Annotated in this window: 12 protein-coding genes; 3 read left to right on the forward strand and 9 right to left on the reverse strand. The window is 67.7% G+C overall.

Going from position 1 to position 12483, the window contains the following annotated elements; genetic code table 11:
• Positions 1–21: 21 nt before the first annotated feature.
• Entirely contained in the window at positions 22–957 is a 936-nt protein-coding gene (locus ACQP00_RS01710; RefSeq protein WP_433213285.1) for a DUF7669 domain-containing protein, read from the forward strand.
• A 6-nt stretch (positions 958–963) separates the two neighbouring features.
• On the opposite strand, the gene ACQP00_RS01715 is transcribed toward ACQP00_RS01710, so the two are convergent.
• Positions 964–1344, reverse strand: a complete 381-nt coding sequence (locus ACQP00_RS01715) for a hypothetical protein (RefSeq protein WP_433213288.1) — start codon at positions 1342–1344, stop codon at positions 964–966.
• Between the two features lie 53 nt (positions 1345–1397).
• Between ACQP00_RS01715 and ACQP00_RS01720 the strand changes: the two genes are divergently transcribed.
• Positions 1398–2006 carry a GNAT family N-acetyltransferase gene (locus ACQP00_RS01720; protein ID WP_433213291.1) on the forward strand — a complete coding sequence of 203 codons (609 nt, stop codon included), beginning with the start codon at positions 1398–1400 and terminating at the stop codon, positions 2004–2006.
• 61 nt (positions 2007–2067) lie between these two features.
• Complete coding sequence (locus ACQP00_RS01725; RefSeq protein WP_433213294.1) at positions 2068–2304, forward strand: hypothetical protein; 237 nt, start codon at positions 2068–2070, stop codon at positions 2302–2304.
• Positions 2305–2355: 51 nt separating this feature from the next.
• On the opposite strand, the gene ACQP00_RS01730 is transcribed toward ACQP00_RS01725, so the two are convergent.
• Genes ACQP00_RS01730 through ACQP00_RS01765 form a run of 8 tightly spaced genes read right to left on the reverse strand, consistent with a single transcriptional unit; the run spans position 2356 to position 12470 of the window.
• Positions 2356–3501, reverse strand: coding sequence for an RICIN domain-containing protein (locus ACQP00_RS01730; protein WP_433213297.1), 1146 nt, complete (start codon positions 3499–3501; stop codon positions 2356–2358).
• Between the two features lie 31 nt (positions 3502–3532).
• Entirely contained in the window at positions 3533–4360 is an 828-nt protein-coding gene (locus ACQP00_RS01735; RefSeq protein ID WP_433213300.1) for a S41 family peptidase, read from the reverse strand.
• Between the two features lie 15 nt (positions 4361–4375).
• On the reverse strand, positions 4376–5830 hold the full coding sequence (locus ACQP00_RS01740; protein ID WP_433213303.1) for a 5-methylcytosine restriction system specificity protein McrC: 1455 nt from the start codon (positions 5828–5830) through the stop codon (positions 4376–4378).
• Complete coding sequence (locus ACQP00_RS01745) at positions 5827–7788, reverse strand: McrB family protein (protein WP_433213306.1); 1962 nt, start codon at positions 7786–7788, stop codon at positions 5827–5829. Before ACQP00_RS01745 ends, ACQP00_RS01740 begins: the two co-directional genes overlap by 4 nt.
• Before the next feature lie 11 nt (positions 7789–7799).
• On the reverse strand, positions 7800–9092 hold the full coding sequence (locus ACQP00_RS01750) for an AAA domain-containing protein (RefSeq protein ID WP_433213309.1): 1293 nt from the start codon (positions 9090–9092) through the stop codon (positions 7800–7802).
• A complete protein-coding gene (locus ACQP00_RS01755; protein ID WP_433213312.1) occupies positions 9089–10549 on the reverse strand; it encodes a hypothetical protein in 1461 nt (486 codons plus the stop codon). Before ACQP00_RS01755 ends, ACQP00_RS01750 begins: the two co-directional genes overlap by 4 nt.
• Positions 10546–11664 (reverse strand): hypothetical protein, encoded by a 1119-nt coding sequence (locus ACQP00_RS01760; RefSeq protein WP_433213315.1) that lies wholly within the window; start codon positions 11662–11664, stop codon positions 10546–10548. The genes ACQP00_RS01755 and ACQP00_RS01760 overlap by 4 nt, the downstream gene beginning before the upstream one ends.
• A gap of 23 nt (positions 11665–11687) precedes the next feature.
• Positions 11688–12470 (reverse strand): hypothetical protein, encoded by a 783-nt coding sequence (locus ACQP00_RS01765; protein WP_433213318.1) that lies wholly within the window; start codon positions 12468–12470, stop codon positions 11688–11690.
• Positions 12471–12483 lie beyond the last annotated feature (13 nt).

Genomic DNA, 12483 nt, shown 5'->3' on the forward strand with positions numbered 1-12483 from the left:
CGCGTGGATGTCCCGGCCCTCATGAGCGAGCTGGCGCGGCGCCGCCCGCTGTTCCATTCCGAACGCGACTTCCAGCACGCCCTCGCACGGCTGATCCAGCAGCGCCATCCGGACGCCGAGCTGCGCTTGGAGCCTCGCCCGAGCCGGGGCGTGCACTTGGACCTGCTGGTGCGGCTGTCTGAGCGACGCATCGCGATCGAACTCAAGTACCTCGTCGCGGCCTTCGCTGGCGAGGTCGGCGGCGAGCTGTTCGAATTGCCGAACCAGGGCGCGCAAGACATCAGCCGTTACGACGTCGTCAAAGACGTCGTTCGGTTGGAGCGACTCATCGCAGACGGCTACGCCGACGAAGGCATCGCTCTCACGCTGACCAACGATCCCGCGTACTGGCGGCCGGGCATCAAGGCGAGTCCGGTCGACGTAGCCTTCCGAATCCACGAGGATCGCGTGCTGAACGGTTTGCTCGCTTGGTCGTCCGCCGCTGGGGTCGGCACCACGAGTAAGCGGGATGCGCCTTTGATGCTCACTGGACGGTACCGATGCCATTGGCGGCACTACGGCACCGTTGCGCCAAGCGGTCGGCGAGCAGTTGAGTTGCGGTACCTGTGCCTCCCGGTGGCTCGGCTCGAACGGCCCGCGGCGCCGCTCGTTCTTGACACACCGAAGCCGGTCGCGGCGCCGCAACAGCGGACGCCGACGATGCACGCCTCGACAGCGCGCGACGAGATTTTGCTGGCCGTCGCTGACATCCTGCGCCGATCTGGACAAAGTTCGTTCGATCTCAACGATGTCCTTGTCGAGATGCGGCGGCGGGACAGCCGGTACGCGGAATCGACCATCCGGACGCACGTCACATCACGGATGTGCGTCGACGCCCCGGACCACCACGCGACGACATTCGACGACTTCGAGCGGCTCGACCGCGGCCGGTACCGTCTTCGTCGACCGGCCTCCTGACGTCCGCTATTCGAGCATTGACTTCACGAGTCCGGCGAAGCCCGAGACGAGGCCCAGGATCGTGCCAATGGTGGCGAGACCCGTCGCCGGGCTCGTCCAGAGTCCTTGGTTGAGCCTGCGCCACATCGGGGGTACAACGGCCATCTTCAGCTTTTGCCACTTGTGCTGCCGATAGCTGCAGCCGAGCAGCAACCCGGACGCGTTGCGGCGGCACAGCGTCTCGTCGCGGGTGATCGCCCCGCACCAGATCGGCGCTTGAAACAGGAAGTACAGCGTCACGGCCACTGACAATACGATCAGCACGCCTGGACCGATCTTCGTCGTCCACCACGCGGTGAGCAGCAGGATCAGCGCGATGTATCCCCAGTACTTCCCGAAACCCTTCATGGATGCGGACAGTAGCTGTGATGTGACCCGGAATGAACCGGACGAATGGATTCATGGATTCCGATATCTGGACCGGTGGTATCGAGGTGTCGTGGATGATGGTCGCCATGCGCGTGCATCTGGAGACCGAGCGGCTGGTTTTGCGCCGGCTGACCGCAGACGACCTCGACAATCTCGTCGAGCTGGACAGCGATCCCGAGGTCATGCGGTACCTCAACGGCGGCCACCCCACGCCGCGGGAGCAGCTCCGCGACCAGGGGCTGCCGCGCATCCTCGCGTACTACGAGCAGGGCGACGATCTGGGCTACTGGGCGGTCGAGGCCGAAGGCGCGTTCCTGGGCTGGGTGTTCTTCCGCCCGCACCGCGACTTCGACCCGCCCGCGCCGGTCGATCGGTCCGGCATCGAGGTCGGCTACCGCCTTCGCCGTGAGGCGTGGGGCAAGGGCTACGCGACCGAGGCTTGCCGGGCGCTCATCGACCGCGGCTTCGCGACGGTCGGGGTGCAGCGCGTGTACGCCGAGACGATGGCCATCAACACCGGCTCGCGGCGCGTGATGGAGAAGTGCGGTCTCAAACACGTCGCGACTTTTATGTTTGAAGACGCTGATGAGGTGCAATACGCACTCACCGTTCAGGAATGGTACACGCAGCGTATCGGGTAGCCGGAAAGCGTCCGATTTTAGTGGCTTCTCGTCCGGGGTCGAATCTGGGATCGTGAATCCCGTGGACCATTCAACTCATGTCACGCTGGGGGGATTCCTGGCCGGCGGGGTGATCGGGTTCGGGCTCGGCTACCTGTACGCCCTCGCCCGCCGTGCCTGGCGCAGCCTCGGCGGAGCCCAGGCCCTCGCCAACGAGGCGCGGGGCTCGGCGTGGAAGCTGACCGGGGAGTTCATCATCCTCGGCTTCTTCCTCATCGTGTTCGGAGCCCTCGCCCTCGGCGGCATCGGCGATCGATGAATGCGACACGCGGCCCGAACGTTGGCGGAGTCCGGGCCGCGTGCGGAATCGTTACTGCTGGAATCGCCAGGTCTGGTTCGACTGGGCGTTGCCGCAGTCCCAGATGATGAGCTGGGTGCCATTGGCGGTACCCCAGCCGTCGGCGTCCAGGCACTTGCCCGAATTCGGATTCTTCAGGTTGCCGTTCACGAACTGCCACTGCTGGGCGGGATTGCCGAGGCAGGTCCACAGCTGAACGACGGTGCCCGATGCGGTACGGCCGCCGGAAACGTCCAGGCATTTGCCCGTCTTGGCGTTGACGAGGGCGCTGCCGTTCCAGCTCCAGCGCACCTCTGGGCCGCCGTGGCAGTCCCACAGCTGGACCTTCGTGCCGTCGGCATTGCGGCCGCCGGAAACGTCGACGCAGCGGTTCGAGCCGATGCCGGCGATCATTTGTCCCGTGGGCAGGTCGTTGACGCCACGGCGGTTGCCGCGCGTCCACGCCTTTGCGCCCAGGCCGAGATTGCCGGGGATCGTTCCGTTCAGGTAGTCCTTGTACCAGCCCAGCCAGTACGGGAGGCCATTGCTGTTCTGGTTGTAGCCCCTCGCTTCTCCATCGTGGACGCCGACCTCGCCGGGGACGTGCAGCTGCTGGAAGTAGAACTGCTCGCCGAGCTGGTGGAGCATTTCGTGCACCCACCCGGCGAGGGCATCCTGGTTGTACCCGAGGTCGTCGCGCGCATTGATGCTCGTCCAACCGGTGTTGTACGGGCCGGGTGAGCCGCTGGAGAAGTACGCGTGTGGGCGGAAGGCGTTGTAAACGAAGACGCCGTCCCATTCCTGCGGGTGCACGTACTGGTTCACGTCGTCGGGCACGTTGGACGGTTCGACCATGAGGCCCTGGTAGCCGATGCTCGTGAGCGGCCTCGGCGAGACGACGACCTGCGTGTTCATGTCGACCTGGCCGCCGGTGAGGTCCTCGACCATGCGCGGGAACGTGGTCAGGAAGGCGTTGCGGGCGGCGTCGATCTGGCTCTGGTTCAGGGTCGCGGACAGCCCGGGCACCTGTGAGACGGGCTTGATGATCATCAGGAACTTGAGCGAGACGAGCGGCGAGGTGGCGGCCTGCGCGGCGGGCATGGCGGCGTACACGCTCCAGCCGAGCAGCACGGAAAGCGCCGCCAGGATGGGGTACAGCCGGGTTCGTTTGAGACGCATGGCGCCAGAATCCCCATGTTCGCGGCGAAACTCATAGATGTTTCGCAATAGTTTCGGTGGGGATGACGCCGGTGCCTTCCCAGTTGCTGCCGGTGACCGTGTCGATGACGACCGCGCGGGGGACATGCGCCAGTACGTTCGTTGCCAGGCGAATCGGTAGCACGTGGTCGGCCGCGCCTGGGGTTCGTTCGCCGGCGACGGTTACTCGGCCGCGCTGCTGGAGGTGGTATGCGAGCGCTTCGCCCGACGAGAAGGTGCCCGGGCCGACCAGCACTACGGTGTCCTGGCGCAGTGCGGTGCCGGGTGGGCGCGCGGGTGTCCACCATTGGCGGCTTCCCGCTGAACCGACGACCTCGGACAGTTGGACGGGGTCGTCGCCGAGCAGCCAACCCGCGATGAGCGCAACGGTGCCGGGCTCGCCGCCGCCGTTGCCACGCAGGTCGAGCACGATTCGCTTCGATCCTGCTAGCAGGGCGAAACCGGCGTCGATGAACGGCTGGGCCAGCCCGACTGGGTCCAGGCCGTCGATGCGGATTACGCCGGTACCGTCCGTGCGTCGTTCGACTCGCGAGACGCAGCCGGCTCGTGCGCGTACCGTGGCAGCGTTTGGCAATTGCCATTCACGTGCTTCGGTGTCGGGGGGATCGGTGCCGTCGGGCTCGTAGATGAGCGCGATGTGCCGGGCGAACGGCCAGGCGGCGTGCTCGATCGCCGCGCACGCTTCGGCCGTCACCGGAGCGTCGTCGGCGCCGAACTGTGCTTCGAGGGCGGCGAGCAGTGCGGTGCGCCGCTCGCCGGCGGGCATGAGGCGCTCGATCCATAGAGCGAGCCGGGCGACGAGCTCGCGGACGCCGGTCACGATTGGAATCGTAGGTCAGAGCGCCATCGATGCCACAAATCGATCCGCGGTCTGGTCAAGATAGGCGTCCCACGCCGCCGGAGATTGCGCGTCAGTGGGCTGCGGGAAGGGAAACCGTACTGTGGCCAGCTTCGTAGGGGCCACCGGGCCGTCGCGGCCGCGGCGCCACTCACCGTTCGGGCCATCGCCCGGATAGATCAGCAGCGCCTGCTCGACGATGCTGCTCGGGTCGGAGAAGAGGTGGGTGTAGGAGAACATCTGGTACTGATCGCCGCGGTCCGGCGCTGAACGCCAATCGAGGCTCTTGTACTTCGCGTCTGCGATCCAGATCGCGGCACCTCGCCACGCAACATTGTCGGGACGGCTCTGACTGGGTTTCGGCGGATCCGCTACCCACGGGTCTTCGACGAGATTGTTCGGCAGCGATTGCTGCGCCAACACGCGTGTGAAGCGGCTGCGGGTCAGCACCTGGTGGACAACTTCTTCCCACAGCTTGTCGGTCGGGATCGACAGCTCGACGGCGTCGGCGTATGGGCGGCCAATCTCCTCGGCGGCGTACGCCCAGTCGCCGAGCACCGCCACCGCGAGCCGTAGCGCGTCCGCCCACGGGCGATCGAGCCGGTTGAGGTGCAGGCGCGGTCCGATCCGCAGTGCGGTCGGGGTCGGCATTGTCGTCACGCCGGCCATCGCGCGGCGCAGGGTCACCGCGTCGTGCCGCAGCTGCCGATCGCTGAACTTGCCGCGGAAGAGCGGTCGCACGCCGAGGCCATCGGCGATGCGCTCAAGCGCCGCGCAGATGATGCCGAGCAGCTGCGTTGACTCGGTGAGCTCGTCGTAGCGGCAGACCAGCCGGGGATCACCGGTGTTGGTGTACCGCACGACGCTCGCCACATCGATCCGACCGCGGACCGCGGCGCGGGTGACGACGACCGGACGGTACCCGCGGCGGACCGCATGCATCCGGGCCAGCACCTCATCGAGAAATCGCCGGCACAACAGTGGCCGATGCAGCGGCGAGCGCCGAGGCATCGCATGAATAGCCTCCGGTGGCGGTGTGAGCAGCTCGAGGCGATCGAGCAGCTGCAACAGGTCGGCGGTTCCGCCGTGCGGGTTGCTGTCGACCTCGCGCACCTTTCCCGCACCGAGATTGCGTGGTCGGACGTCCGGCGCCAGCAAACTGCTGTCCCAGCGCACTGCGCCGTTGTCGGCCTGACGGGAGACCTCGAGGCAGCGCTCAAGGAGCTCCTCCATCGAGGACTCGGTCGCGGTGACGTGCAGTCGGTCCAGCTCGTACAGCACCACCTCGTGGTGCCGGCGCTCCGGCCACTCCTGCACCAACACGGTGCGCGCGGTCCCCAGCGGCCGCCACGGCTTGGGCAGAACGGTCAACACGACCTGGTGCTCCGCGTTGCCGGCGGCGGTGAATCCGATCCGAGCGCCGCGGGGCGCTGCCGCGAGCGTAACGCTCATGCGCCTTCGTCCAGCGCGTCCAAGTCCTCGTCTTCCCAGCTGTCGAGGTCATCCTGCTCGCCGGCCGGGACCGGCTCGACGTTCGAGGCGCTCTGCCGATACGTCGTGATGCGCGCGCCACGCGCCAGCCCGGTGCCGTCGACGACGATCTGCAGTTCGAGCGACTGCAGGAATTTGTCAAGTCCGTCCAGGGCCGGCTGCGCCGACTTGCGCACCTGCTCGAGCTCGAGATGCTGCGTGAACCACGCGCTGCGCGTGTTGGTGCCGAGCAAATCGTCGGCGCCAAGTCCACGGGCGATATCGATGAGTTGCGGGAGGATGGTGTACCGCCACTGCAATTCGAGCAGCCGCATCGCCGATTCCAGCGTCGAGGCCTGCGTCAGCGACTCGGCGACAGCGTGCAGGTAGGACTGGCCCAGCATCGCATCCGGTCCGAGGCACGGCCGCAGCGCATGGTCGTTGAGGTCGCGCAGCACCTTGGCCGATTGGACGAAGAGGTTTCGCGCGGGGCCGGCGACCGAGCTTGGCAGCGCGTCCGCGTCGGGCATGGTCGGCTCGAGGCGGTGGAACGCGAACCGGCGGCGCAGTGCGGCATCCAGGGGCGCCACGGACCGGTCCGTCGTGTTCGTGGTGGCGATGACGTAGACGTTGTCAGGGACAAAGAATGTGCGGCCGCTGTACGTCAGCTGCGCGGGCGTGTCGACCCGCCAGTCCTGCGCGCTCGTGGGGCCGGTTGCCTTCACGCACCTTGCCCGCCGAGATGCCTCGAGCGTCAGCAACAGGTCGCCGAACACGCTCGGCACATTGCACCGATTGAGCTCGTCGAGAAGGACTAGCACGTCGTTCTCCGGTGCCGCCGCGGCCGCCGCGCAGACCTTGAGGAAGAAGCCGTCCCGGACGCTGAAGCCACTATCGACCGCCGCCGGCTGGTCGAACAGCCCGGCGCCCTCTGTTGTCGCTGTCGACCCGGGTCGCAGTCCTTCGACGAAGTCCTCATACGAGCTGCTGGGGTGCAGGACCATCACGGTGTACGGCCGGCCATCGAAAGACAGAAGCTCGCGCCCGGTCGACGCCTGCCACATTGCCGCGAGCCGTTGGATGGCGTAGGTCTTTCCCGTGCCGGGCACGCCTTCGAGCACGACATTCTTGAACGCCAGAAGGGCCTCGAGCACCGGGTCGGTTGGTCCATCGGGCTCGGCGGCCGGCATCGGCGCGCTGCTCGCGTGCGGGTTGGTGACTGGGCTGTCGAACAGATCGGGGATGCGCTCGTTCAGGAACTGCAGCACCGTGCAGACGTAGGGCTGACTGATTGGGATGAGGTACTTCTGCTGGACCGTACCGTTCTTAGTGAACGGCCCAACCTCGGGATCGCGTACCGGAAAGTCGTCGCGCAGGATCGGTGTGGGGAGCTCGTAGTAATCGATCGGGCAGAGATAGCCCAGATCGCCCCATGCGTCGGAGCTGATGTCAGCCGGCTTCGGCGCGGCGTACGGTGCCTCGGCAACGGTGCCGATCGCGACGATCTTCCCGTTGGCGTAGTGCAGGATCCGCTGGCCCACCGCGAGGTTGTTCACGTTCACGTGGTGCGCGGCCGGGCGTCCGGTCTTGGTGAGCTGTGGCGCCCACACGTAGCCGCCGTCGCGCTCAATCCGATACGTGTCGCCCTGATTCACCCACCACAGCCCGTTGAATGGCAGCACCTCGTAGCCGAGCCGCTCGAGGCGGGCGATGGCGTCCGTGGCGTCGAACTCATTCGGCTTGAGCGGCTTTCGGTCGGCGACGCTCTGGTGAGCGACCCCGACGATCGCCTTCGGGTCATAGAAGCGACCCTTGTGGCGCAGCAGGTACGTGGTGGCGGCGCCGAACCCGTATTTGGCGAGGAACTCCTTCCGGCCGAGCTCGTCAAATTCCCTCATCGCCGCCTCGATGGCGGTGTGGTCAATGTCTGCGAGCGCCATGCGGGTGTCCTTTACGCCGGTACGCGGTGTTGTTCGAGGTGGGACATGACGGCCTGATTCGCCTCCCAGCCGTCGGGGAACTTCACGATCTCGTTCAAGTAGACACGGCCGGTCGACGGATGGGCATCCAGCAACTCAGTGATTCCCGCGCGGGCAACCGCGATGCAGGCGTGGCGGTGGCGGGAAGTCAACACGCACAGGCGACCGGCCTCCAGGTGGAAAGCCGTGGCGTCGCGGCGGCCCGACAAGGGATGCCACACGATGGTGACGTCGTACTCGCGGCCCTGGAGCCGATTCGCCGTGTCCACCGTGATGCCCGAATCGGCCGGCAAATGATGGCGGACCGCGGCGGCCTGATCCCGGTGGGCCGTGCCGATCGCGATTCGATCCGCCGTCACCTCTGCGCCGGCAGGCGATTTCTCAGAGAATGCCACCGGACCTCGGGCCAACAACCGCAGTGCTAGATCGGCGCAGGCCCGAGCGACTTCGTCGTCCGTTCGCATGCTGTGCCGGGCCGGCAGTTCGTGCAACGCCCATCCCGTCGCCGCCGCCGTCTGCAGTGTGGTGTCCAACGGATGCGACCCGAACGCCGTCGTCGAGAACGACAGGGAACGGTCGGCGAGCGAGGTCCCCGACGTGAAGCCAGTGAATGGGTAGAAGGCCTCCGACACTACGGGCGCGGCGGTGGCCGGGAGGCGCCACGAGACCGGCAGGCGGAAGACCGGCGTCTCGGGGTTGTGGCGCAACAAGACCGCCACCGCGCTCAGCTGCGGGTCCCACGACAATCCGGCCCAGCGTTCCGTTTCCACGGTGGAGAACGGGTCGAGTTGCCCCGGGTCGCCGACGAACAGTGTGCGGTCGAAGCGGCCCGCGATTTGGAGCAAAGCATCCGAGCGCATCTGGTACGCCTCGTCGACGATCGCCCACGGCCAGTTGCCGTCCTTCAGGGTGGACCATTTTGCCGCTGTTCCGATGACGACCGCGCAACCCGCCAACCCTGCCACCGCGTTGTCGACCGTCACGTTGTTGTTCACCGAAATGCGCGGCACCGGGACGTACCCCTGAGCGGACAAGCGCCCGATCGGCAGCTGGGGCGACGAGCGAGCCAGGTTCGCGATCAGATCGTCGACCTGTTCGTTCGTCTGCGCCACGATGGCCAGCGGCTCGCCCGTCTCGGCGATGTGGCGCGCCGCGCGAACGACCAATGTGGACTTTCCCGCGCCCGGTGGGGAGTCGACGACCACGCCCGGTTGAGGGGCGAACTGCAGCGACTGCATGACGTCCGGGAAGATGTCGGTGGTCATGACCAGGCCTCCACGGCGTCCTCTTCCGTCGGTTCCGGCGGTGGGGGCGGGCCGCCGTGGGTCCACGGGGTGTCCTCGACCGCCGGGAAGTTGCCGTTCGGCTGGTACGCAGTCGAGACCGTGCTGTACGTGACGTATTCGCCCAGCTCAGGAACACTGCCCGCGGCCGGCGTCAGGGCTCGGCCCATGCCGCCCGTCAGCTCCAGCACCACATCCGAGCCCTCGATCGACACGATCCGGGCGGTCTGCGAGCGGCGGGTTGGCGAGGCCAGGTCGGTACCAACGGGAAGGCGCAACGGATCCGAGGTGCGCACTGTCACATGTGGACGGAGCTTGCGCCGCGGCCCTGAGGCATCCAAGCGGTTCGGCTCGGCGGCGACGACCGACCCGGCGAAGGCCTCCCCGGTCAGCCGGAACTCGGCCATGACCAGCGGATCGTCCAACGCGCGCTGGGCGTCGAAGGCGGCCTGCGCCCGCTCCAGACGGTTCAGCCGACGCGCGGCAGCCACAGCGGAGTCGCGGCGCGCCTGTGGAAGGGCGCCCGCGCTCGCAAGGTACTCGACATAATTCGTGAAGGCGTCGCGGTCCTCGGCCCACCGGTCCAGCACGCTCGCGCCCGGCTGCAGATCGCGCAGCCGGTCCAGGGCCTGCCACATCAGCTGCCACGTCGGTTCGAGCTGCGTGCGCAGGGCGGCAACCAAGCGCTCAAAAGCCATCTGGCGCGCGATCGAGTCGGCGTCCGTCTTGCTGTACCGTTCGATCGCCGGAGCCAGCGTCGCCGCGTCGAACGTCGGGTCCGTCGCCGGGCCCGCGGGCGGCCAGCGCTCCGGGTCCTCGGCCGCCAGGGCACCCTCGACCGGGTCGGCGCCGAACCAGGCCATCAACGCGGCCAGGTTGGCGTCCTCCACGGCACTCTGGCCGGTTGCCCAGTGCATGCTCAGTGCCGACGTCATCGCGAGCATCAGCGACGAACCCGGGTGCTCGGCGCGCTCGGCATAGAACGTCAGCCACTTGCCGAGCGTGGGCACTTCGGGCTTGACCGCATACTCGCCCCAGGTCCGGCGCAGGCGGGTCGATCGGCCGAACAGCCTTACAAAATCAATACCGCCCGGATTTGGTACGAACAACTGCGGCGCATCCGTGAACCGCCGGCGGCCCGTCACGTCCTCCTGGTGGCGGGCGAAACTGTCCACATAGGACTTCACGATCCGGCCGAGTTCGGCGGCGAACTGGAAGCGCTGATCGCGGTTGCGCGGCTGCGGGACGATCAGCAGGCGGGGCTGATCAGGGGCCGAGCCGACCATCGCGGCCAGGGGAGCGTTCGCCTCGCCGGCCATGGCCAGCGGGATGAGGACGAGCGGGCGCTCGCTCACGAAAAAGTGTCGTACCGTGGCGATAGGCTGAGCCCGCTCATCGCGAACGGCCAAGGCCCTCGCCAGCGAGGTCAGGGAGCTCATGCGAGGCACTCTTCGCGGAGGCGGAGGGCTGCACGCAGTACAAGTGCGGCTTCTGCTTGTTCTGGAGAGGGCTCGAGGTCGCCCGCGGCGAGTGCCAGCGCGGTGTCGATGGTGTCCACGCTGCCGAGCTCCTCGCTGACCGATTTGCCCAGGGCGTGCGTGCTGCGGCGGGCCTCGTTGCGGCAGAAGTACGACATCTCGCACGTCGACAGGCACTCCGGTGAGTAGCGCGCGGGGATGTGCTCGATGGCGACGCACAGCTCACCGACTGCGCGGGTCGGGCGGCCGTCACGGTCGGGCTGCAGGTCGAACGTGACGCCCTCGTCCACGTGGGACAGGCGCTGGTCAATGCGTTCCATGTTCTTGAGTTGACGGTTGAGGACGGTGAGCTGGCGGCGCACGTCGAGCCGGGTGGCGACGGCGCGATTGGAGAAATCCTTCGGGCAGACGAGCACGACGCGATCGGAGACGGTGTTCGGGTCGTGGCCGAGTTCTTCGAGGAGGCGGCGTAGGGCGACGACGTACACCGCGGACTGCACGGCCGCCGCGGCCACTTTGCCGCCGTCGGCCTGGTCGTCGATGACCGCGAACGACTTGATTTCAATGATGTGGAAGACGCCCTGGTACTGGAAGGCGATGAGGTCGGGCTCGAGGAAGACCTGCCGGCCGCCGACCGGGAGCTTGAGGAGGGGGTGATCGAACAGCGTGCCGGCGTCGTCGACCTGTGCGGCGGCGGTGCCGAGGACCTGACGGGCCAGTTGGTGGCGCACGTCCTGGCTGTGGTTGCCGCCGGCATCCTCGAGGTCCTGGTACGCGACTTCCTTGATGTCGAGCTTGAGCACTTCGCGTAGCAGGCGCAGCAGTTCCGCGCAGCCGTTGGCCTTCACCTGCGCGACGAACGAGCGGGTGCGCGTAATGGCGAATGGCGATTGGCCGTACGGCGGCGCGAACCCGACGCGCGACGCGACCGCGCGCTTGTCGACGCCGGCGGCGTCCATGAGGGCGCGGCGCGCGCAGCCGGGGTTGGTGGTGAGCGCGGCGATCGTGCGGGCGTTGTGGGGCAACGGCGGCACCGGCCCGCGCAGTTCGGCGAGCCGTTCCTCGGTGCTGTTCACGGTGGCACTTCCTTCGCGGTGGTTCACGTGCCGGTTCTGGGGACCGCCTTGAGATTGACGCCGAAGAGCTGGCCGGCGTCGTCGAGTTGGGCCCTGGCCCGGGCGGCGGCCGCCTCGCGGTGCGATCCGTCGACCGGCTCGTGCGTCGCCAGCTCGGCCTCGGCGGCGCGGATGACGACCGCGGGTTTGGCCGAGCCGATGCCGTCCGCGGCGCCGGGAATGTTCTCGGCGAACAGCCACAGTAGGCGGGCCGTGGCCCGGTCGGTATCGGGAAGACGTTCGACGTGTTCCGCGATCCGCATGGCCGCCCGGAGGAAGTCGACCCGCGGGCTGAGCGCGCCGATGATGCGCTGTTCGAGCGGCCACGTGGACACCGCGAGCAGCCCGCGGACGGGTGAAAACCGATCGGCGCTGAGCGCGGCGCACAGGTAGTACGGCCGCGCGAAGGCGTTCATGCGGAACGAACGCTCCTCGTCACGGCGCAGGCTGGTGAGCTTCGCGCTGTCGATGTCGCCGCCGAAGCACGCGTTGTAGACCTGCGCGATGAGTTTTGGCGCCGCTGGTACGGCCAGCAGCGTCAACGCCCCATGCACCTGCTCGCGCAGCGGCAGCAGCGACCCGCCCTCGCGCGGCGTCGGGATCGCGGCCGGCTCCGGCTCGAGCGATGCCTCCCACGCCCGTTCGAGCGCTTGTTGCTCGGCGCGGAGGGCCCGTTCGCGCGGCCGATCCCCGGCGGCGCGAGCTTGGCGGACCTGGGCACGGAGCGCCGCGAGCTCGCGCTCGATCTCCTCCGCGTCATCGGTCATGTGCTGACGGTAC

This window comes from Dactylosporangium sp. CS-047395, assembly GCF_050942185.1.
In the GTDB taxonomy this organism is placed as follows: domain Bacteria; phylum Actinomycetota; class Actinomycetes; order Mycobacteriales; family Micromonosporaceae; genus Dactylosporangium.